The 21,966-nt window shown below is 62.7% G+C and carries 22 protein-coding genes; 5 read left to right on the forward strand and 17 right to left on the reverse strand.

Translation table 11 applies throughout. The annotated features are described in order from the left end of the window. Positions 1–38: 38 nt before the first annotated feature. The 8 genes from guaB to ptsP all read right to left on the reverse strand — a co-directional run bounded on the left by guaB (position 39) and on the right by ptsP (position 9,748). Positions 39–1,496, reverse strand: coding sequence for an IMP dehydrogenase (gene guaB / locus ACYU8T_RS07735; protein ID WP_461159015.1), 1,458 nt, complete (start codon positions 1,494–1,496; stop codon positions 39–41). A 153-nt stretch (positions 1,497–1,649) separates the two neighbouring features. Continuing rightward, positions 1,650–2,000, reverse strand: a complete 351-nt coding sequence (locus ACYU8T_RS07740) for a hypothetical protein (protein WP_461159016.1) — start codon at positions 1,998–2,000, stop codon at positions 1,650–1,652. An 87-nt stretch (positions 2,001–2,087) separates the two neighbouring features. Further along, positions 2,088–4,037, reverse strand: a complete 1,950-nt coding sequence (ftsH, locus tag ACYU8T_RS07745; protein ID WP_097092856.1) for an ATP-dependent zinc metalloprotease FtsH — start codon at positions 4,035–4,037, stop codon at positions 2,088–2,090. Positions 4,038–4,111: 74 nt separating this feature from the next. Continuing rightward, positions 4,112–4,303 (reverse strand): hypothetical protein, encoded by a 192-nt coding sequence (locus tag ACYU8T_RS07750; protein ID WP_097092041.1) that lies wholly within the window; start codon positions 4,301–4,303, stop codon positions 4,112–4,114. A 151-nt stretch (positions 4,304–4,454) separates the two neighbouring features. Beyond that, positions 4,455–5,405 carry a tRNA lysidine(34) synthetase TilS gene (gene tilS / locus ACYU8T_RS07755; protein ID WP_461159017.1) on the reverse strand — a complete coding sequence of 317 codons (951 nt, stop codon included), beginning with the start codon at positions 5,403–5,405 and terminating at the stop codon, positions 4,455–4,457. Between the two features lie 9 nt (positions 5,406–5,414). After that, the gene (locus ACYU8T_RS07760; protein WP_247230696.1) at positions 5,415–6,326 is read right to left on the reverse strand and encodes a tetratricopeptide repeat protein; all 912 of its coding nucleotides are present in this window, start codon (positions 6,324–6,326) and stop codon (positions 5,415–5,417) included. Positions 6,327–6,456: 130 nt separating this feature from the next. Then, positions 6,457–7,380, reverse strand: coding sequence for a helix-turn-helix domain-containing protein (locus ACYU8T_RS07765; protein ID WP_097092044.1), 924 nt, complete (start codon positions 7,378–7,380; stop codon positions 6,457–6,459). Positions 7,381–7,471: 91 nt separating this feature from the next. Continuing rightward, positions 7,472–9,748, reverse strand: a complete 2,277-nt coding sequence (gene ptsP / locus ACYU8T_RS07770; RefSeq protein ID WP_097092045.1) for a phosphoenolpyruvate--protein phosphotransferase — start codon at positions 9,746–9,748, stop codon at positions 7,472–7,474. A 173-nt stretch (positions 9,749–9,921) separates the two neighbouring features. Here ptsP and ACYU8T_RS07775 point away from each other — a divergent pair, with 173 nt between their 5' ends. Continuing rightward, complete coding sequence (locus ACYU8T_RS07775) at positions 9,922–11,088, forward strand: pyridoxal phosphate-dependent aminotransferase (protein WP_461159018.1); 1,167 nt, start codon at positions 9,922–9,924, stop codon at positions 11,086–11,088. A gap of 40 nt (positions 11,089–11,128) precedes the next feature. Here ACYU8T_RS07775 and ACYU8T_RS07780 read toward each other — a convergent pair whose 3' ends face one another. From ACYU8T_RS07780 to ACYU8T_RS07800, 5 genes are read right to left on the reverse strand one after another with little or no spacing between them, the layout of a single operon-like run. Further along, positions 11,129–11,596, reverse strand: coding sequence for an SRPBCC family protein (locus ACYU8T_RS07780; protein WP_097092047.1), 468 nt, complete (start codon positions 11,594–11,596; stop codon positions 11,129–11,131). Beyond that, positions 11,593–12,081, reverse strand: coding sequence for a VOC family protein (locus ACYU8T_RS07785; protein WP_461159019.1), 489 nt, complete (start codon positions 12,079–12,081; stop codon positions 11,593–11,595). The genes ACYU8T_RS07780 and ACYU8T_RS07785 overlap by 4 nt, the downstream gene beginning before the upstream one ends. A 13-nt stretch (positions 12,082–12,094) precedes the next feature. Further along, positions 12,095–12,898: a VOC family protein gene (locus ACYU8T_RS07790; RefSeq protein WP_097092857.1), complete on the reverse strand. Its 804-nt coding sequence runs from the start codon at positions 12,896–12,898 to the stop codon at positions 12,095–12,097. 28 nt (positions 12,899–12,926) lie between these two features. Continuing rightward, a complete protein-coding gene (locus ACYU8T_RS07795) occupies positions 12,927–13,283 on the reverse strand; it encodes a DUF1428 domain-containing protein (protein ID WP_097092858.1) in 357 nt (118 codons plus the stop codon). 24 nt (positions 13,284–13,307) lie between these two features. Then, complete coding sequence (locus tag ACYU8T_RS07800; RefSeq protein WP_461159020.1) at positions 13,308–13,751, reverse strand: VOC family protein; 444 nt, start codon at positions 13,749–13,751, stop codon at positions 13,308–13,310. A gap of 112 nt (positions 13,752–13,863) precedes the next feature. On the opposite strand from ACYU8T_RS07800, the gene ACYU8T_RS07805 reads away from it, so the two are divergent. Further along, complete coding sequence (locus tag ACYU8T_RS07805) at positions 13,864–14,550, forward strand: winged helix-turn-helix transcriptional regulator (protein WP_461159021.1); 687 nt, start codon at positions 13,864–13,866, stop codon at positions 14,548–14,550. A 7-nt stretch (positions 14,551–14,557) separates the two neighbouring features. Here ACYU8T_RS07805 and ACYU8T_RS07810 read toward each other — a convergent pair whose 3' ends face one another. The 3 genes from ACYU8T_RS07810 to ACYU8T_RS07820 all read right to left on the reverse strand — a co-directional run bounded on the left by ACYU8T_RS07810 (position 14,558) and on the right by ACYU8T_RS07820 (position 17,939). Continuing rightward, positions 14,558–15,340 (reverse strand): hypothetical protein, encoded by a 783-nt coding sequence (locus ACYU8T_RS07810; RefSeq protein ID WP_236574979.1) that lies wholly within the window; start codon positions 15,338–15,340, stop codon positions 14,558–14,560. 184 nt (positions 15,341–15,524) lie between these two features. Next, entirely contained in the window at positions 15,525–16,538 is a 1,014-nt protein-coding gene (locus ACYU8T_RS07815) for an NAD(P)H-dependent flavin oxidoreductase (protein ID WP_461159022.1), read from the reverse strand. A gap of 135 nt (positions 16,539–16,673) precedes the next feature. Beyond that, positions 16,674–17,939, reverse strand: a complete 1,266-nt coding sequence (locus ACYU8T_RS07820; protein WP_097092053.1) for an aspartate kinase — start codon at positions 17,937–17,939, stop codon at positions 16,674–16,676. A 159-nt stretch (positions 17,940–18,098) separates the two neighbouring features. Here ACYU8T_RS07820 and ACYU8T_RS07825 point away from each other — a divergent pair, with 159 nt between their 5' ends. The 3 genes from ACYU8T_RS07825 to ACYU8T_RS07835 all read left to right on the forward strand — a co-directional run bounded on the left by ACYU8T_RS07825 (position 18,099) and on the right by ACYU8T_RS07835 (position 20,195). Next, the gene (locus ACYU8T_RS07825) at positions 18,099–18,305 is read left to right on the forward strand and encodes a hypothetical protein (protein ID WP_097092054.1); all 207 of its coding nucleotides are present in this window, start codon (positions 18,099–18,101) and stop codon (positions 18,303–18,305) included. Positions 18,306–18,347: 42 nt separating this feature from the next. Beyond that, complete coding sequence (ubiG, locus tag ACYU8T_RS07830; protein WP_461159023.1) at positions 18,348–19,085, forward strand: bifunctional 2-polyprenyl-6-hydroxyphenol methylase/3-demethylubiquinol 3-O-methyltransferase UbiG; 738 nt, start codon at positions 18,348–18,350, stop codon at positions 19,083–19,085. 198 nt (positions 19,086–19,283) lie between these two features. Next, positions 19,284–20,195 (forward strand): alpha/beta hydrolase, encoded by a 912-nt coding sequence (locus ACYU8T_RS07835; RefSeq protein WP_461159024.1) that lies wholly within the window; start codon positions 19,284–19,286, stop codon positions 20,193–20,195. A 68-nt stretch (positions 20,196–20,263) separates the two neighbouring features. Here the strand turns inward: ACYU8T_RS07835 and ahpF are convergent, their stop codons facing one another. Further along, positions 20,264–21,844 (reverse strand): alkyl hydroperoxide reductase subunit F, encoded by a 1,581-nt coding sequence (gene ahpF / locus ACYU8T_RS07840; protein WP_461159025.1) that lies wholly within the window; start codon positions 21,842–21,844, stop codon positions 20,264–20,266. Between the last annotated feature and the right edge of the window lie 122 nt (positions 21,845–21,966).

A 21,966-nucleotide genomic window follows, 5' to 3' on the forward strand; every position in this document is an offset into this window, starting at 1 on the left:
ACCCGACCTCTCCATTGAGTGGAGGGATATAGGCGATCTTACCGCGTCGGATAATTGGGCGCTTCCCGGGTGATGGTCACGTCATGAACATGGCTTTCGGACAGACCAGCATTGGTGATCTGAACGAAACGAGCGCGCTCCTGAAGGTCCTTGATCGTGCGGCTGCCGGTATAGCCCATCGCCGCCTTAACGCCGCCGACCAGCTGATGAATGACATCCTTGGCCGGTCCCTTGAAGGGCACCTGCCCCTCGATACCTTCGGGCACCAGCTTCATCTGGTCCTTGATATCCGCCTGGAAATAGCGGTCGGCAGATCCCCGCGCCATCGCGCCGACGCTGCCCATGCCGCGATAGCTCTTATAGGCGCGGCCCTGGTAGAGGAAGGTTTCACCCGGCGCTTCGGCCGTGCCAGCCAGCAGCGACCCGACCATGACGCAGCCCGCACCAGCCGCCAACGCCTTGGCGACGTCGCCCGAGGTGCGAAGGCCGCCGTCCGCGATCACCGGAATGCCTTGCTTGGCCGCTTCATTTGCCGAGTCCATGACGGCGGTAAGCTGCGGCACGCCGACGCCCGCAACGACGCGCGTCGTGCAGATCGAGCCAGGCCCGATGCCGACCTTCACGCAATCCGCGCCCGCATCGATCAGCGCCTTTGTCGCTTCTGCCGTCGCCACATTGCCCGCCACGACCTGAACATGGTTGGACAGGCGCTTCACCGCCTCCACCGCAACCGCGACCTGCTTGCTGTGGCCATGCGCCGTGTCGATGACGATCAGGTCGCATTCCGCGTCAATCAACGCTTCGCTGCGCTCCAGCCCCTTGTCCCCGACCGTGGTCGCCGCAGCCACACGCAAGCGGCCAGACCCGTCCTTCGTCGCCTGCGGATAGGTGACTGCCTTTTCGATGTCCTTGACCGTGATCAGACCGACGCAATGATAGTCGTCGTCGACCACCAGCAGCTTTTCGATCCGCCGCTGGTGGAGCAGGCGCTGAGCCTCTTCCTGGCCAACGCCCACCTTCACGGTGGCAAGATTATCCTTGGTCATCAATTCGCTGACCGGCTGCTGCGGATTTTCAGCGAAGCGTACGTCGCGATGGGTCAGGATGCCGGCCAACTTGCCCGAATCCTCGACCACGGGGATGCCGCTGATCTTATGCCGCTCCATCAGCATCTGCGCGTCAGCCAGCGTGGCGCGCGGGGTGATGGTGATAGGGTTCACCACCATGCCGCTTTCGAAGCGCTTCACCGCACGCACCGCGTCTGCCTGCTCTTCGATCGACAAGTTGCGATGGAGGACGCCGATGCCGCCCAATTGCGCCATGACGATGGCCATGTCCGCCTCCGTCACGGTATCCATAGCGGACGAGAGGATCGGAATGTTTAGCTTGATCTGCTTCGTTACATAGGTGCCGGTGTCGGCCTGGCTCGGCAGCACATCAGATTCGCCGGGCTGCAGCAGCACGTCGTCAAAGGTGAGGCCGAGGCGGATATCCATGTAAAAGCCACTTTCTATTGCGCGATCGGCCAAGGGGCATAGCATGATCGCTGGGGATTCGTGGCGGCCCATGTAACCATTAACCAGCGAAACGACCAGACCTTAAGGCGCATTTTGTTGCTGGGCGTCTCACCGTATAGAGAAACTGCACTTTCAGGATTTGTCGGCTGCAGGCACGAGCCGATCGAGCCATGCCTGCGCCTGCTTCGGTTCTCCCACGGCCTGCGAACTAACAGGGCCGCGTGATGCGAGAAAGTCCTGTTGCAACGCGAACGGCGGCATCAACAGCTGCTCCCGCGCCTTGTCTATAGCTTCCCCAATTTCAGCCAGTGCTTCGATCACGGGCGCTATCGCCGCGCGACTGGCCCGATCATCCTTATGGCCGAACAAGCCCCATTTCCCTGAAGCCGTGACACGTAAGGCGTCCACCAGCTTCTCCGTATATTCCGCCTCCAGTTCCAGGCGGCGGGCATCCAGACGTTCCAATCGATCAGCTTTTGCCATGCGCGCCCTATCTCACCATGATTGGGGAGCGGCAAAAGGAAAAGGGCGCCGCCCAATGGCAGCGCCCCTTTAACCCTTGACCGCCGCTCAGATCCCTGCGGGTGAAGGCTCCCCGAAGGGCCCTTTGCGCTTGCGCGTCTTGGGGATGGACGATCCTGCCGCAGGCACCGTCGAGGGCTTGATGGTCGTGCCATCGTCGCGAGTGATCTCACCCTTGTCGAGCAGCGTCTTGATCTCTTCGCCGGTCAGCGTCTCATATTCGAGCAAGGCGTTGGCCAGTAGGTGCAGCTGATCTTCATGTCCCGTCAGCACATCCTTGGCCCGATCATAGCCACCCTCGACGATCGTGCGGATTTCAAGATCGATCGCCTTCGCGGTCTCGTTCGACATATGGACGCGCTGGCTCTGCGAATAGCCGAGGAAGGTCTCTCCCTGCTGCTCTTCATACTGCAGCGGACCCAGCTTGTCCGACATGCCCCACTGGGTGACCATGTCGCGCGCCAGCTTGGTTGCGTACTGAATGTCGCCCGAAGCACCCGAGGACACCTTGTCATGGCCGAAGATAATCTCTTCCGCCACGCGCCCGCCCATGGCTACCGCCAGGTTCGCATGCATCTTGTCGCGATGATAGCTGTAGCTGTCCCGCTCCGGCAGACGCATCACCATGCCCAGCGCACGGCCGCGCGGGATGATTGTCGCCTTGTGGATCGGGTCCGACGCCGGTTCATGGACCGCAACGATAGCATGACCTGCCTCATGATAAGCGGTCATCTTCTTCTCATCGTCGGTCATGACCATGGAGCGGCGCTCGCTACCCATCATGACCTTGTCCTTGGCCGCCTCGAACTCGTCCATCGCGACCAGCCGCTTGCCCCGCCGCGCCGCCATCAGCGCCGCTTCGTTGACAAGGTTGGCGAGATCAGCACCCGAAAAACCCGGCGTGCCGCGCGCGATGGTGCGCGGATTGACGTCGGGCGCCAACGGCACCTTCTTCATGTGCACCGCGAGGATCTTCTCGCGGCCCTCGATATCCGGGCGCGGGACCACCACCTGACGGTCGAAACGACCCGGACGCAGCAACGCGGGGTCCAGCACGTCAGGGCGGTTGGTCGCCGCGACGATGATGATGCCCTCATTCGCCTCGAAACCGTCCATCTCGACCAGCAGCTGGTTCAGCGTCTGCTCGCGCTCATCATTGCCGTTGCCGAGGCCTGCGCCACGATGACGGCCGACCGCGTCGATTTCGTCGATGAAGACGATGCAGGGCGCGTTCTTCTTGGCCTGCTCGAACATGTCGCGCACGCGGCTCGCGCCGACGCCTACGAACATCTCCACGAAGTCGGAACCGGAAATGGTGAAGAAAGGCACGCCCGCCTCGCCCGCGATCGCGCGAGCCAGCAGCGTCTTGCCGGTGCCGGGCGAACCAACGAGCAGAGCGCCCTTGGGGATCTTACCGCCCAGCCGCGCGAACTTGCTCGGGTCCTTCAGGAACTCGACGATTTCCTGCAATTCCTCGCGAGCCTCATCGATGCCCGCGACATCGTCGAACGTGACCTTGCCGTGCTTTTCGGTCAGCAGCTTGGCCTTGGACTTGCCAAAACCCATCGCGCCGCCCGCGCCGCCGCCCTTCTGCATCTGGCGCAGCACGAAGAAGGCAATGCCCAGGATCAGCAGGAACGGCAGCGACTGGTAGAGCATGATCTGCCAGAAGCTCGGCTGCTCTTCGCTTTGGCCAGAATATTTGACGTTATAGTCGTCAAGCAGGCCCGTCAAAGCCGGGTCATTGACGGGAACGGTGTTGAACCGCTGCCCGCTGGTCAGCGTGCCGGTGATCTTGTCGGTGGCGATCGCGACGTCCTTGACCTGCCCTTCCTGAACCTTCGAACGGAATTCGGAATAGGCGATGCCGCTGCCTGCTTGGCTTGCGGAGCGGCTGTCGAACATCGAAACGAAAAGCAGCAGGGCGATAATCACCCCCGCCCAAATCATCGCGCTTTTGATCCAGGGATTGCCCTGCGGGTCCTTCTCGTCGTTCATCATCACTCTCTTTCACCGGGCAAGATAGGGTGCTCCGGCAAAATCGCAAGTTGGGCGATTTGCCCGCCGGACGTTCAGCCCCCCGCGAATTGCGACAGGGCGATATAGGCCAGGATCACCGCCACGCCCGCCGACAGCCCGCACAGCAGATAGCCGACATATAGCAGCATCGGCGGATGCGGGCGCGCCAGTTTCCGGTTACGTTGCGCTGCCGAAAGGATGATGCTGGCGAGCACGCCATAGGTCAGCGCCGCAAATTCGAACATAATCAGCTTTCCATGCTTTGAGGGGCAGGCTCATTAAGCATGGAGGCTATTAAGGAAAGGTCATTGCGCTGCAACATTTCGACGGGCCGAGCCACAGATAAGTTAGATCGTGGAACCTTTCCGTAACGATCAACAAGCGCGATCCTGTTTATCATCTTCGGGCGGGCGCAACGCTGATTTTCCAGACAGCCCCGCCTTTGATCAAGAGCGCCCCCAGGCTCGTCTGCCCACCTTGAGCAGCGATAAGAATCGCGCGATCAATTCCGTCTCCACGCGGCAGCGCACCCGGCTGCGCCTCCGCGACAATGCGCATCACGAGCCGCCGCAGCAGTTCCCGGGGCAGATCGGTCATCGTCAGCAGCCAGGCGCCGTCCTCCCGCCGAACATGTGCCGCAGCAAGATCGTCGATCATCCAATCCAGCGCTTCGGCGCATTCCGCCAGTGCAGCGGCGCTGCGTGCAGCCGCCCGCGCATCGAGCCAGCTGACATTTTCCAGATGCTGCCGGATCGCCGCGCGATCGAAACGCGGATCGGCATTGGAAGGATCATTGACGAACGGCAGGCCTGCCGAGCGGACATGGTCCAGAAGATCCGCGCGTCTCGCATTCAGCAAAGGCCGAAGCACATGTCCTTGCCGAGCACGGATGCCCGAAAGCCCATTCACCCCCGAACCACGGTTGAGCCGCATCAGCACCGTCTCAAGCTGGTCATCGGCATGGTGCGCGGTACACAGCCAGTCGATCCGCCGTTCGACCCTCCATTCCTCAAGCGCGGCATAGCGTTGGGCGCGGGCCCATTGCTGAACGTTACCGGTCAAAGGAGCCGCAGGGTGAAGCACCGCATGGGGGATGCCGCGCCCGCTGCACCACTGCGCCACCATCGCCGCCTCGTCCGCGGATTCGGGTCTTAGACCATGATCAACAGTCGCAGCCTCGACCCGGCCAGCGAAACAGCGGTGGGCAAGGTCAAGCAGCGTCATGCTGTCGGGGCCGCCCGACACTGCCACGCCAAAACGCAGGCCTGCTGCCTCGCCCACCAGATCGCCGACCGTCTGGATCAGCAAGGCTTCCAGGTCAGATTGTGCCGAAGAGGGTTCGGCCATGGCTTTGCCTTAGCTGCACTTCGCCCGGGTGCGGCCCTTCTCCATCATGCCGCGCAGGCTGGCCGACATGCTGGAGCCATAGACCTGCTCCAGTTCTGCATAAACCTTGCACGCATCGGCCGGCTTTTTAAGCTGGATCAATGCCTCGCCAAGATAGGCAAGACTGTCGGCGGCCCGGTCGCCCTTGGGTCGCTTCTGATAATTGTCGTAGAATGTCACCGACGCAAGCGCAGGCTTGCCATCGTCCAGATAGGCCCGGCCCAACAGGTTGGCGGAGCGGCTCGCGACCGGCGACGCACCATATTTTTCGACGGTCGCTTTCAGCTGAGCCTGCGCTTCGGGGTAGAATTTTGCGTCCCACAGCCGAAAGCCATAGCTATAGGCGTCACTCGCGGCATCTCCCGTCGATGGCCGCTCGATGGCAGCCACCGCCAGTTTGCGGGCTTCCGTCGCGCCACCATTGGTCCCTGGCTGAGGCTTCGCCTCGATCGGAGCCGCATCGGCCGACGGTACCGCCGGACGTACCGCCGGCGGCGTGACGACTTCGGCACGGCTCTGTGCTTCAGCCTTATATTTGTTGAACGCCTCTTCCAGTTGACGGATTTTGAAGCTGTTCTCTTCGACCTGCCCCGTCATCGACGCAAGCTGGGACTCCAGCGCAGCCACCCGCGCGGTCAGATCGGCAACGGGCGACGAGGACGGTGTGCCGGGCGGCACTGCGGGCGTAGATGGACGGGTGATCTCCGCCTCCAACGGAGTGCCTGCGGGAAAAACCTTCCGCTGAACCGCCCGCATTTCCTTTTCCAGCCGGTCGATGCGCACATCGATCGCCACATTCTGGGCAGCCGCCGCTGGCACAAGCGCAACCATGGCGGGCGCTCCCAACAACAGGGCGGTTGTCGCAAATAAGGCGTAACGCATGATGATCCCCGACTAAACTATCTAACCGACGACACGGCTAAAAAGCCGCATTCCCCGCTTTTAACCATAAGGCCATATTCGCCGCCGTAAAGCGCGACGTGCGGCTGCTCAAGCGAGGATGCGCGCGATCTTAGTTCGCTGCCGGCGGGGCAGCCGGTGCTGGCGCAGGTGCCGCCGGTATCGCAGGCGCGACACTTCCGGTGACGGGCCGAACCGGCGGCAGCTGCGCTGCCGAGGGGGCGGAGGGTGGAGCCGCACCCGCTGAAGCAGGCGCCGCCCGCGCCAGCAAGGCGGCCGCCGATACAGGCACGTCGGAAATGGTCCGATCCGGCGCGCCCAGCGGCGCAATCGGCTTGCCGCCAACCGTCACCGACAAGGCTTGCGGGCGGCCGGTGAGGATCATGGGATTGCGAGCGTTGGCAGGCAGAGTGAAACTCTCACCCTTCTTCATCAGCCCGTCCTTCAACCGCTCGCCAGCCTCGTCATAGATGCGCAACCACACATCATCATTGGCGGTGAACACCACCGTCTGTACGACCGGCGCTGCGGGACGAGCGCCAGCGGCTGGCTTCGCAGCAGTGACGGGCTTGGCCTGCTCGGCAGCAATCTCTTGCCCTGTAGGGGGCGTTAACATCTGCGTGCGCCAGATCGTGAAACCGGCGACGAGCAGGATCACGATAGCCGCAGCTGTCCATGCAAGGACGCGCGACGGCACCCGCGCCGGGTCGGCCGGTTCGAACGCTTCGTACCGGTTCGTCCCAAGTTCCGAATTATGAACGGCATGGCGTACATCAGCGGCAATCGCCACTTCGTCCAGATCCACCGCGCGGGCATAAGCACGAGCGAAACCCACGGCATAGGGAATGCCTGGCAGTGCGGAATAGTCGTCGCGCTCGATCGCTTCCAACTGGCGCTGGGCGATGCGGGTGCGTGTCGCCACGTCCTGCATCGACAGGCCTTGCGCCTCGCGCGCGGCGCGCAGCTTTGCGCCGGGAGTGCTGGATTGCACGTCCGGCGATGTTGCGCCGTTTTCCAGTTCGGGTTGTTCTGCCATGCTGCTCCGCGATCTTAGAGGCTGGTCTTGTCTCATTCCGGTACAGGGATTGTCAACGCCGGGGCGGGCATGACCGACCCATTTTCCCTGTTCAATTCAGTTCGATGCCGCGCTCGGTCGCCCACTCGGTCAACGCCCCGCGAACGTCCACGACGCCATCATTCAGCAGGTCGCGCATCATAGCCTGCAATTCGGCGGCGTCGATCGCGCGGATCATCGCCTTGACCGGCCCCACCGATGCAGGCGTGATCGACAGACGCCGCACGCCCAGGCCCACCAGCGCCATTGCCTCCAGCGTCCGCCCGCCCATCTCTCCGCAAACGCCGACGGGCACCTGATATTCACCGCAGGTACGCACTACCCGGTCCAGGAAGCGCAGGATAGCGATGCTCAGCCAATCGTAGCGCTCGGCGAGCTTGGGATGCGCCCGGTCGGCCGCGAATAGGAACTGCGTCAGGTCATTGGTGCCGATCGACAGGAAATCGAGCTTGGGCAACAGCAGGTCCAGCACTTCGGCCAGCGCAGGCACCTCCAGCATCGCGCCATAGCGTACCGCCGTCGGCACCTTCTTGCGCTGGGACAGAAGCCATTCGCGCTGGTGCTCGACCAGAGCACGTGCCTTCTCATATTCCCACGGCTCCGACACCATCGGGAACATGATGTTCAGCACCTTGCCCGCGGACGCTTCCAGCAGCGCCCGCGCCTGCGCCTTCATCAGCCCGTCCCGGTCGAGCGCCAGCCGCAGCGCGCGCCAGCCCATCGCCGGATTGTCCTCCAGCTCCTCGTCCTCGTCGCGCTGCATGTACGGCAGCGCCTTGTCACCGCCGATATCGACCGTGCGGAAGATCACCGGACGGTCCCCGGCCGCGTCCAGCACGTCCTTGTAAAGGCGCTGCTGCTTTTCCCGCTGCGGCAGCGTCGCCGACACCAGAAACTGAAATTCTGTGCGAAACAGCCCAATCCCGTCCGCGCCGACCAGATCCAGCGCCTGCGCATCCTCCCGCAGGCCCGCATTCACCATCAGCTCGATCCGCTGCCCGTCCGCCGTGACCGACGGCAGATCACGCATCGCGGCGAACTCCGCCCGCCGCTTCTGCGTGACGTGCAGCCTGTTCTCGAACGCTTCGTCCATGTCCGGCGTCGGACGGACCAGCAGGCTGTTCGACACGACATCCATGAGGATCAGGTCGCCCTCATTCACCTTTTGCCGGATTTCGCGGACGCGCCCCAGCACCGGCACACCCATGGCGCGCGCGACGATGGTGACGTGCGCGGTCAGCGACCCTTCTTCCAGGATCACGCCCTTCAGTCGCCGCCGGTCATATTCCAGCAGTTCCGCCGGACCCAGGTTACGCGCGATCAGGATGGCATCCTGCCTCAGCCCCAGTTGCGCTGCCGTGCCCAATTGCCCCGACACGATCCGCAACAGCCGATTGGCCATGTCCTCCAGATCATGCATCCGGTCCTGCAACAGGGCATCGTCGATCTGCCGCATGCGCATCCGGGTGCGCTGCTGCACGCGCTCGATCGCCGCCTCGGCGGTCAGGCCGCTGTCGATCGCTTCGTTGATGCGCCGGATCCAGCCCTCGTCATAGGCGAACATCTTGTAGGTTTCGAGCACCTCCTGATGCTCGCCCTCCATCCCGAACTCGACCGCCCCGGTCATCCGGTCAATCTGCTCGCGCATCTTGGTGAAGGCGGAAATGACGCGCTGCCGCTCGGCCTCGGTATCCTCGGCCACCGTATGTTCGACATGGACGCGCGGCTGGTGAAACACCGCATGCCCCCGCGCCATGCCCATCACCAGCTGCAATCCCTGCAGCATGATCGTGCCCGTATCCTGCACCCGCAGATCTGCCGGGCCATCATCCGCCAGCTCGGCGTTGGCGATCAACTCCGACAGCACCATCGCCACGGTCTGCAGCGCCTCGATCTCGACCTCTTCATAGCGGCGCGGCTCGACATGCTGGACGCACAGCACCCCGATCGCCCGTTCCCGCCGCACGATCGGCACGCCCGCAAAGCTGTGGAACAACTCTTCGCCCGTTTCCGGCCGATAACTATAGTCCGGATGCGCCGCCGCCTCGTCCAAGTTCAACGTCTCGACATTGGTCGCGATCAGGCCGACCAGACCTTCGCCCATCGCCATCCGCGTGACATGGACGGCCTCCTGCTTGAGGCCCCGCGTCGCGAACAGTTCCAGCAGCCCTTCGCGCACCAGATAGATGGAGCAAACCTCGCTCGACAGCGCCTGCCCGATAATATCCACGACCTTGTTGAGCTTCGCCTGCGCACTCGTCCGCGCGGCCATCACCTCCTGCAAGCTGGTGAGGATCTGGCGGGCGGCGGCGGCGGGCGTCGTGGGCATGTCAATGCGCTAACAGATCGCGGGGCCCCTTTCCAAGGGGAAGTCAATTCAATCGGCAGGGAAACCGATCAAAATCGTCAAAAAACTTGGGCGACATATTGCGGAAACAAGCGACCGCTTCGTCTCCTCGATCGGAACACCATGCGGTTGGTTCGAACAAGGGGACAGATGACATGACCTTGATACTGGAAAAGGATGCCCGCGAAGACCTGCTGGATCGCGGCTATTCCCGTCGCAACATCGGCAAGATTGCCGCCCTGCTCGGTGCAGGCGCTGCGGCAAATTCCCTGCTGATCCAACCCGCCCATGCGCAGCAGCAGGCCGCGCGCGGGATCAAGGGCGCGGTGCGCATCGGGTCGAACGAATGCTGGGCAGGCCCCTTCCCCTCCGGCGTGGAAGCGGCGGCAAGGGCGTCGTCCTTCGGCAACTGGTATGATCCCGACAACTACCGGGGCGACCTTATCTCCACCGTGGCGAAGGTGGAGGGGCTGACGGAGTCGCAAGTCATGCTGTGGCCGGGCTCCGGCGGGCCGCTGGTCAGCATCGTCGCTGCCTATTGTTCACCTACCAAAGGGCTTGTGAGCGCCGATCCAACATTCGAATCCGCCTGGCGCACCGCCGATTATATGAAGGCGCCGATCGCTAAGGCGGCCCAGGCGCCCGGCAAGGGCCACGACGTCAAAGCGATGCTCGCCGCCAATCCCAATGCCGGCCTTTATTATATCTGCACGCCCAACAATCCCACAGGCACCATCACGCCGCTTTCAGACATCAAATGGCTGCTGGACAACAAGCCCGCCGACGCGATGCTGCTGGTAGACGAAGCCTATATCCACTTCTCCGAAGCGCCGAGCGCCGTCAGCCTGATCGCGGGCCGCAAGGACATCATCGTCATGCGGACCTTCTCGAAGCTGTTCGGCATGGCAGGCATGCGCCTCGGCCTCACCTTCGCCGATCCTGAGGTACAGAAGCGCATCATGCTGTTCGGCCCCAGCGCAGGCGGCCTGTCGATCACCGCCATGGCGTGCGGCAACGCCGTCTACACCGAAAGCGGCCTCATCAAGGCCCGGCGCGAGGAATGCGCCGCCACCCGGGCCGAAACCATCGCCTGGCTCACGAAGAAGGGCATCGCCGTGCATCCCGGCAGCCAGGCGAACATGTTCATGATGGACTGGAAGAAACCAGCCAAGGACATGCAGGCTGCCCTGCTTGCAACGCCCGAAAAGGTTCAGATCGGCCGCAACTGGCCCATCTGGCCCACCGTCTCGCGCGTTACGGTCGGTTCGGCCGAGGATATGGCGAAGTTCCGATCCGCTGTGGAGCAAGTGCTGAAAGCCTGACCCCAAATTCCTCCCCATCACCTGATGGGGAGGAAATATCTCATGCGATCGCCGCCGAAGTCTCGCACAAATCCTTGAACTGCTGCGCCATCTGGTCCCATCCGGGATGGAACCCCATCGCCTCATGCCGCTTCAGCGCCTCATCGCTCCAATGCCGGGCCGTCGCGGTAAAGCGCGTTCCCTCGCCTTCTTCGACGAAACTCCAGATCGAGGTCAGGAACGGCTCCTGCGGTATCCACCCTGAGGCGTAGGCGTCGGTCGATACCACCCGCTCGCCGGGGACCACCTCAAGGAAGATGCCCTCCATCGGCCCGGTATCTTCGCCATCGGGGCCGAACATGCGCACGGCGCTACGGCCACCGGGGCGCAAATCTTCCTCGATCACCTCGGCGCGCCACGGCTTGGGGCAGAACCATTGGTCCTTCAGGTCAGTCCAAACCTTCCACACGATCTCGCGTGGAGCCGCGATGTGGCAGCTGACCGACAGCTCATGTTGCCCGCTGCTCATACCGTCGCTCCCTCATAGGCCGCCTTCATGCGGGCAAGGTCCAGTTTCTGCATCGTCATCATCTCGGCCATCATCGGCTGAATGCCGGGGCCGCCCTTGCGGTGCATCTCCATGACCTCTTCCGGCACGATCTGCCAGGACAGGCCGAATTTGTCCTTCACCCAGCCACATGGGCCGGGCGCGCCGCCGTCGGCCGTCAGCGCATCGAAATAGCGGTCGACTTCAGCCTGGTCCTTGCATGAGATCGACAAGGACACCGCTTCGGTAAAGCCGAATTCCGCCCCCCCGTTCAGTCCCTGATAGCTCTGGTCGAACAGCGTGAATTCCACCAGCAGCACGTCGCCTTCCTTGAATGGCGCGGGGCCGGGAACATCATGCGGATAACGGCTGATCGAATCGACCGACCCGCCAAAGACAGAGACATAGAAGCGCGCAGCTTCCTCTGCCTGTCCGTTGAACCACAGACAGGGTGAAATCTTCGACATCCTTTCTCTCCTCTTATGCTGCGGCCGAACGCATGCCGACCAGCGCGAACATCGCGCCTTGCGGGTCCGTCGCCTGGATGATCCACGCGCCGCCCGGCACTTCGGCGGGGCCATTCAGCACGGTGCCGCCGCCTGCCTTCACCTTCTCCACGCCCTCATCGATGTCCGGCACCACGAAGTAGAACAGCCATTGCGGCTCCGCCATCTGCTCGGGCCTGGGCATCATGCCGCCTTCCATGCTGTTGAAGTCGGTCCCGCCGGACATGGAGAAAAGCTGGTAGCTGCCCATTGGCCCCATATCCATCGCCTCGCCCTTCCCCCAGCCGAACTGGGACGTGTAGAAAGCGAGGTCCGCGTCGAAACTGCCGCTGTAAAGCTCGTGCCAGCCGACATGGCCTCTCGCCATCGGCGGCGCGGCGTCCATGCCGTCCGGGCTCGATCCCTTGAGCAGCATGAAGATCGCGCCACCCGGATCGCTCATCACGGCAAAGCGCCCGACGCCCGGAATATCTTCCGGCGGCCGCTTCACGCTCGCTCCCGCGCCGCTCAGTCGCTGGGCATCGGCATCGACATCGGCCGATCCGACATAGCCGCCCCACCAGGGCGACATGCCGCAATCCTTCGCTTCCGCCGGAATGCGCATGATGCCGCCAAGCGGCCCCGCGCTTCCCGACACGACATGATAGGGATCGTCCGTCCGCTCGCCGCCAAAGGGCTGCGCCGTCCATCCCACCACATCGCCATAGAAGGCGATTGCGCCCTCCGGATCGCTGGTCATCAGTTCATACCAGAAGAATTTGCCGGTCAGGTCGCTCATCATCCGCCTCCTTGTCGCATGCTGTTGGTCAGGCCTTCTGATCGATCATTACGTCGAACCCGCCATAAATCATCCGCTTGCCTGAAAAGGGTATCTCGCCATCTTCCTGCATGCGGGGATCGTTCATCACCTTCTCCTGCCCCGCGTCGCGCGTTGCCTTGTCGGGCCATTCGATCCAGGAAAAGACGACGTCCTCGCCTTCTTCGGCGATTACGGACGTGCGGAAGTCATTGACCTTCCCGACAGGAACATCAGTGCCCCAGCATTCCACCATGCGCAGCGCGCCATGCTCCAGGAAGATCGGAGCGGCCCGGGTCGCGAACTCCTTATACCGCTCCTTGTTGCCCTTCGGCACGGGAACCACGAAACCGTCGATATAGCTCATCATCTCTCTCCTTGTTCGGATTGATCAGGCGGCAACTTCCCGCTGATGGGTCGCCAGCGCCGCTTCAACGTCCATCCAGGTGACTTCCCAGATATGACCGTCCAGATCAGCAAAGCTGCGACCATACATGAAACCATGATCCTGTTGCGGATTGGGCTCCGTCCCGCCCGCGGCGAGTGCCTTTTCCGTAGTCACATCCACCGCGGCCCGGCTTTCCTCGCTGATTGCCAGCAACACCTGCGCGGTTTCATGCGCGTTCGGGATGCGGCGCGGCGTGAAGCTCGCGAAGCGTTCGTGCGTCAACAGCATCACATGAATGGCGTCGGACAGGCTCATCATCTGGCTGTCCTCGCCGCAAAAATCCTTGTTCCGCACCGCGCCAACCGCCTCATAAAAGGCGATTGCGGCGGACAGGTCCTTCACCGGCAGGTTGACGAAAATCATCTTGGGAGTGGGGGCATCAGGCATCACGCATCTCCTTGAACATTGCGGCAAGGAACTATGGAACTCGACTCACCGCCTTGAACTTTTTGGACCCAATGATTATGTTATGCAACATCAAAGTTAGAAAAGATAACCAATGACTCGCAGTTCCAAAAAGCGCGCCTATCAGGATGGCTGTGCAACGGCCCATGCGCTCGACCTCATCGGCGACCGCTGGGCCATGCCGATCATGCGGGAATTGATGCTGGGTCCCAAGCGTTTCACCGATCTGCGCGCCAGCCTGCCCGGAATCAGCGCCAATGTGCTGACGCAGCGTCTGGAGGAACTGGAAGCCGCCAGCGTCCTCATCCGCCGCCGCCTCCCCCCGCCCGCCGCCAGCCAGATCTACGAACTGACCGAATGGGGCCGCGAGTCGGAAATCCTGTTCCAGGTGCTCGGCCGCTGGGCTTGCCGCTCGCCCACGATGCAGCCCGGCCAGCCGATGAGCAATGTGTCGGTCGTCCTGTCCATGCGCACGATGATCGACCGCAGCCGCATCGCTGACTTAGACGCGGTGGTAGGCTTCCGTTTCGGCGAGGAAGAATTTCGCGCACAGTTCAAGGACGGCGACTTCACCATGGATCGCGGGCCTGTCGAGGGCGCAGACACGGTGATCAGCGGTGATCAGAATGCGCTCGCCGCCGTGGTCTATGGCGGGGCAAGCTTCGAAGATGTCGGCGGCGCGCTGAAGATTGAGGGGGACCGTGATTTGGCAGAACGCTTCGTCCGCCTCTTCCCCCTGCCCTCAAAGGCTCCGGTCACTTTCATGCCGGCAGGCGACTGAAGTCCTCTTACCGTCTGATCGGGAAAGTCGGCACGTTCACGCGCGGCGCCGATGTCGCGCCAGGCACCAGCGCCTGTCCGCTCTCTTCCCGCAGCGGCGGCAGCGCAGGCGGCGGCACGAAGCCAGGGCTGATCTCGGCCGGTGGCTTGGGCGGCGGCGGCAGGGGCGTGGGCGACACGATCACCGTCACCGTGCCGCCAAAGCGGGACTGCCACTCCGCCAGCCGCCGCAGATAGTCGGCATAGGCTTCGTAAAATTCCTGAAACGGCTTCTCCAGCGCCGTCAGTGCTTCGGGCGCATAGGCCAGCAACTGGCTGGAAGGCATGGCAAGTATCTTCGCGCCCACATCCACCGCCACGGGACAGAAGCTCTTGGTCACAGGCGGAAGCGAAAAGAAATTATAAACGACCGTGTTCAGCAACTCGCGCGACTGAAGCCCCGCGCTGCCATAAGCGGCGGTATAGTTGCGATCGACCGCCGCGTTGGCTTCCCGCAATATGTCCTTATGGACATGCAGCATCTTGTTGTACTGAATCCGCGCAGGCTCGCCCGCACCATGGCAGGAGAGCGCCGCAACGTTCAGCGCCATGCGGACATGCCACAACGCCGTGTTGGCCGTGACCCCGCGATTGGGCGTCAGATATTTCCCTTCGGCATCAACCTCCGGAATGCTCATATCCTCGACCGCACCCATCGGCGGCAGCGGCTTGATCGTGCGGACGACCGGCGGCGGAGGGGTCGGCGCCTGTTTGGGTGTGGAACAGCCTGCAACGAGCGCCAATGCGGCCACCGAAGCGATTGTCCAGACGCGACATGAAGCAGCACGCAACGGCAACCCATTATCCCCTATGATCAATTGTCAGCGCCAAAGCTCATGGCCCAAACTCATGGCAAAGCTGCGCGTTCCTGGCGATGATCGCCCGGATCACTTCGTCCCTTCAGGGATTCGGTTCGTCCCGATAATCAGGACGGCCTCAGGCGCTACGCCGCTCCAGCGCGACAACCGCCTCGTCCATCAACTGCGTGATGATGTCGGTGACCGGCTCTTCCTTCGTCACCATGCCGACCGACTGTCCCGCCATCAGCGATCCGCCCTCGACATCGCCGTCGATCACGGCCCGGCGGAGCGCTCCCGCCCAATAATGTTCGATCTGCAACTGCGCTTCCATCATGTCGACGGAGCCGCCATCGAGCAGATTGGCGACTTCCCGTTGCTTGGCGGTAAAGGCTTCGGTCCCCGCATTTTTGAGGGCCCGCACCGGAATGACCGGCAAACGCGGGTCGATCTGCACGCTGGCGATCGCGTCGCGCGCCGAAGCGCGGAAAAAGGCCTTCTTGAAGTTAGCATGCGCAATGCTTTCGCTCGCGCAGGCAAAGCGCGTGCCCAGCTGCACGCCCGCCGCACCCATTTCCAGATAGCCTGCGATCAGCTCTCCGCGCCCGATCCCGCCAGCGACGAACACCGGCAGCTGCGACGCCATCTCCGGCAGGATTTCCTGCGCCAGCACGCTGGTCGACACGGGGCCGATATGGCCGCCCGCTTCCATCCCCTCGATCACCAGCGCATCGACGCCCGAGCGCGCCAGCTTCTTGGCCAGGCTCAGCGCCGGAGCGAAGCAGATGAGCTTGGCGCCCTTTTCCTTGATCGCCTCGATGCTGCCCTTGGGCGGCAAGCCGCCTGCCAGCACCACATGGCCGACCTCATGACGCGCGCACACTTCGATCAGGTCGAACAGTTGCGGATGCATGGTGATCAGGTTGACGCCGAAGGGCTTGGAGGTCAGCGCCTTCGTCGCCGCGATTTCCTTGTCAAGCAATTCCGGCGTCATCGCGCCGCAGGCGATCACGCCAAAGCCGCCCGCGTTGGAAATGGCCGCGACCAGGTTCCGCTCCGACACCCAACTCATCGCCCCGCACATGATCGCGACGTCGCAGCCCAGGAATTCGGTGCCGCGAGCCATCAGGGAAGTGAGTTTGGCGTTGGTCATCAGTCTAATCCTAGAAGCACAAAGCCCCTCCCCTTCAGGGGAGGGGTTGGGGTGGGGGCCCTCCCCACGCGCTGTTCAGTGGGGCCAGGTCCCACCTCCGGCCCCTCCCTTCAAGGGGAGGGGTGATCATTTGAATTATGCGACCGGCGCGTCCAGCCCATAGGCCGTGTGCAGCACACGCACCGCCAGTTCCGTCTCATCCTCATCGATCAGCACCGAAACCTTGATCTCGCTGGTCGAGATGGCGAGGATGTTGATCCCGCGATCGGCCAGGCTCTTGAACATGGTCGAAGCAACCCCGGCATGGCTCTTCATGCCGACGCCGACGACCGACACCTTGGCGACCTTCGTGTCCGGGATCACGCGGTTGAAGCCGATCTCTTCCTTCTGGCTTTCCAGCACGTCCAGCGCGCGGGCAAGGTCGGCGCCCGGCACGGTGAAGGTCACGTCCGTCTCGCCCTTGTCGCGGCCGACATTCTGGATGATCATGTCGACGTTGATCGCGGCATCGGCCAGCGGGCCAAAGATGTGCGCCACGGCGCCCGGACGATCGGGCACGCGGGTGACGGTGATCTTCGCCTCATTCTTGTCATGGGCGATGCCGGTGATGAGCTGACGTTCCATCTTGTCTTCCTTGAGCTTGGCTTCCAGTTCCTCCTCGCTGACGATCAGCGTGCCGGGGAGGTCGGTCTGGGTGGGATCATCGAAGGAGGAAAGCACCTGCACGACCACGCCTTCCTTCATGGCGAGGCCGACGGAGCGGGTCTGGAGCACCTTGGCCCCGACCGAGGCCAGTTCCAGCATTTCCTCATAGGTGACGAGGTCGAGCTTGCGCGCGCGCGCCACGATACGCGGGTCGGTCGTGTAGACGCCATCGACGTCCGTATAGATGTCGCAGCGGTCTGCCTTCACCGCCGCCGCGACGGCGACCGCCGAAGTGTCCGAGCCGCCACGGCCCAGGGTCGAAATGCGGCCGTCTTCCATCATGCCCTGGAATCCGGGGATCACGGCGACAGTGCCCGACCGCATCGATGCAAGCAGATCGATCGTATCGATGTCGCCGATGCGCGCCTTCGCATGGGCTTCGTTGGTGCGGATCGGCAGCTGCCAGCCCAGCCAGCTGCGCGCGTCCACGCCCATGGCTTTGAGCGTCATGGCGAGCAGGCCGCTCGTCACCTGTTCGCCGCTGGCGACCACTACGTCATACTCCGCCGGATCGTAAAGCGCGGACGCTTCCTTGCAGAAGCCGACCAGCCGGTCCGTCTCCCCTGCCATGGCGGATACGACGACGGCGACCTCATGACCCTGCTCGACGACATGTTTGACGCGCGCGGCCACGTTGCGAATTCGCTCCATCCCCGCCATCGAGGTGCCGCCGAATTTCATCACGATGCGCGCCATTTTCTTGTCGAACCTGTCTGCTGATCTGGAAAGATGATCCCCCTCCGGGGAAAAACGGCGCCGCTATAGCAGCAGCGGCAGATATGGCAAGCAAGGCCATATGGAACCCCATGGCGTCATCGCTCATTCCTTGAGTGGAAAATTTAGAAGGAGGAAGCCATGGACGGAGTCCTTTACGGGCTTTTCACGATCGGAGGGCCGATCCTGCTCGCGGCGGTGCTCATTTATGTGATCATGAGCAACCGGCGGCACAGAAGTCCCGAAGAATTGGCGCGGACGGAAGCGGCTACGCGCGAACTGCATCGGCAGTTGGATGCGGAGGATAAATATCTCGACGGCGATGGGCCGCCCCCGCGCAAGAAATAAATGCCCGTGGCGCACCATTGCGGAGCTTGATAGGCAGGGTGCATGGCCAACTCAGTTCCCAGCACCATAGACCCCCGCGAAGCCGCGCATTTCGGCGCGATGGCAGCTGACTGGTGGGATCCTTCCGGCAGCAGCGCCATGCTGCACAAGCTCAATCCTGTAAGACTGCGCTATATTCGCAGCGCGATCGATGGGCACTGGCTGGGTGAGGAAAGCAGCTTCCGTCCCTTGACGGGCAAGCGCGCCTTGGACGTTGGCTGCGGCGCGGGCCTTCTATCAGAACCCTTGGCACGCCTCGGCGCCACGGTGACAGCCCTCGACGCCGCGCAGGAAAATATCGCCATCGCCCGCGCCCATGCCGAAGGTCAGGGCCTGTTGATCGACTATCGCGCCACACCGGTCGAGCAGCTGGACAGCGAAGGGTTCGACCTCGTCACGTCGATGGAAGTCATCGAGCATGTCACTGATCCCGCAGCGTTCATAGGCGCGCTGGCGGCGAAACTGGCCCCCGGCGGCTTGCTCATCCTGTCCACTCCCAACCGCACGCCCCTGTCACGCCTCGCCATGATCAGCATCGGCGAAAGCATCGGCGGCATTCCCAAAGGCACGCATGATTGGGACAAGTTCCTGACACCGGAGGAACTGACCGACATGCTGGTGAAGGCCGGGCTGGAGGTGACCGATGTTACCGGCCTTTCCTTCGACCCGCGCAGGGGCTTCACGCTCTCTTCGAACAAGGCAATCAACTATCTGCTGACCGCTCGCCATCCTCATCGCTGAATAACTGAGAGGCAAGTCCCTATGCGCCGGTTTGGAACCCGCCGCCAACAAGCTTGATCAGTGCGCGCTTGCTCCTCATCATGCCAGGAATGAGGAGGGACATGAGCAATGGATGATCCAACAGGCGTGAGAATAAGCGGCAGAACCGTGCCCTTCCCTCAATCGGTAAGTTTGCAGGCTCGCGCCTTCCTCGCAACCATGACTGGGCCCGACGGCCTGCCACTGAACGCCATGCCGCAGCCAGCGCCTGACAACCTGGAAGGCTGGACCCGCTCCAAGGAGGCAGTCGGCAAGTTCATGGCCGATTTCTCCTCCGCCCTGTCGCCTAGCCTGAAATCGACCGTCGAAACCATCGAGATGGCAGGCGTCCGCGTGCACCTCGCGACGCCGGCAGATCACGTTCCAGACGGCCGCGCCTATCTCGACTTCCACGGCGGCGGGCTGGTCCATGGTGAAGGCGAATTTTGCCGAACAGGCGCGCGCCGCATCGCCGACCAGCACGGCGCGTCATGCTATTCGGTGGACTATCGCATGCCACCCGAACATCCCTATCCGGCTGCGCTCGATGATTGCGTCGCTGTCTATCGCGCTCTTTTGGACAGCCACGCGCCTGAAAAGATCATCATCGGCGGCGCTTCTGCGGGCGGTAATCTGGCGGCCGCGACGGTGCTGCGCGGCCGTGACGAGGGCTTGCCCTTGCCCGCTGCCTTGATCCTTTTGACGCCAGAGCTAGACCTCACCGAATCCGGCGACAGCTTCGAAACAAACCAGCTGGTGGACGTGATGCTCCCGCGACCGCTGATGAACGCTAATCTGCTTTACGCTGGGGGGCACGACCTCGCGCACCCTTATCTTTCACCTTTGTTCGGTGACTTTTCAGCAGGCTTTCCGCCTGCCTTCATTCAGGCAGGAACGCGAGACTTGTTCCTTTCCAATGCGGTGAGGATGCATCGGGCACTGCGCCGGGCAGCCTTGCCTGTCGAACTCCACATATTTGAAGGCATGCCGCATGGCGGGTTTGGCGGCAACGCGCCTGAAGATATCGAACTGCTGATCGAGCTTCAGCGGTTTGCACGGCAGCATTGGGGGCTCCCGCAACACGGTGGCTAAATCAAGAAGCGGCCGCCACCGGGCCTTGGGGGCGACCGCTTCCCAACCCCCCGCTCGGGGTTGTCTCTTCAGGCTGCTTCGGCTGTTTCCGCGGAAGCGGGCAGACGAATGAGATAGTCGAAGGCAGAAAGCGCCGCTGTCGATCCTGCCCCCATGGCGATCACGATCTGCTTGTAAGGCACGGTCGTGCAGTCGCCCGCAGCGAATATGCCTGGCTGACTCGTTTCGCCCCTGGCGTCAATCTCGATTTCGCCGCGTGGCGACAGCGCGATCGCGTCCTTCAGCCATTCCGTGTTCGGCACCAACCCGATCTGGACGAAGATGCCTTCCAGCTCGACATCATGTTCGGTTCCATGGTTGCGGTCCTTGTAGCTAAGGCCCGTGACCCTGGTCCCGTCACCCTCAACCTTGGTCGTAAGCGCCGAGGTGATGATCCGCACATTGGGCAGGCTGGCGAGCTTGCGCTGCAACACCGCGTCGGCGCGCAGCTGGCTGTCGAACTCGATCAGCGTCACATGAGCAACGATACCGGCCAGATCGATAGCCGCTTCGACGCCGCTATTGCCGCCGCCGATCACCGCCACGCGCTTGCCCTTGAACAGGGGACCATCGCAGTGCGGGCAATAAGCCACGCCCTTGTTGCGATATTCCTCTTCGCCCGGCACGCCCATCTGCCGCCACCTGGCGCCAGTGGACAGGATGACGGTGCGGCCTTTCAGCGAAGCACCATTTTCCAGCACGACTTCATGATATCCGCCCTCGGCGTTCGCCGGGATCAGCTTGGCCGCCTTTTGCAGGTTCATGATCTCGACATCATAATCCTTCACATGCGCTTCCAGCTGCGCGGCGAGCTTAGGGCCCTCCGTCCGGCTGACCGAAATGAAGTTCTCGATGTCCATCGTGTCAAGCACTTGCCCACCGAAGCGTTCCGCCGCGACACCCGTGCGGATGCCCTTGCGCGCTGCATAGATCGCCGCCGCCGCGCCAGCAGGACCGCCGCCGACCACAAGCACTTCGAACGGGTCCTGCTTCTTGATCTTCTCCGCCGCGCGGGTTTCCGCGCCGCTGTCGATCTTCGCGACGATCTGTTCCAGCTCCATGCGGCCCGACGCGAACGGCTCACCGTTCAGGAACACGGTCGGCACAGCCATCACCTGGCGCGCATCCACCTCTTCTTTGAACAGCGCGCCGTCGATGGCAACATGCTTGATCCGAGGATTGAGCACGCTCATCAGGTTCAGCGCCTGCACCACGTCCGGGCAGTTTTGGCATGACAGCGAGAAATAGGTTTCGAAGCTGAAGTCGCCGTCCAACTCCTTGATCTGCTCGATCAACTCCTGCGTCGCCTTGGACGGATGGCCGCCCACCTGCAGCAGGGCAAGCACCAGCGAGGTGAACTCATGCCCCATCGGAATACCCGCGAAGGTCACGCCGATATCGGTGCCCGCGCGCCGGATCATGAAGCTCGGCTTGCGCTTGTCATTGCCAGAGGTGACAGTCACCTTGTCCGACAGCTCGGCGATCTCGCTCAGCAGCCCTTCCAGTTCGCGCGACTTCGCGCCTTCGTCCAGCGACGCCACCAGCTCGATCGGCTGCGTGATGTTCGCCATATAGGCCTTCAGCTGGCCTTTCAGATTTGCGTCCAACATCTTCGTAGCTCCATTGAATTGGCGCACCGCCCGTGGGCGCGCAGGTCCGCTTGCCGGGAGGTGCGACCCAAAGGCCCGGCATGACAGCGTTCAAAATGTCTTGGTAAACCCCCGCCGGGCCG

It is taken from the genome of Sphingobium sp. TomMM35A, from assembly GCF_054771735.1.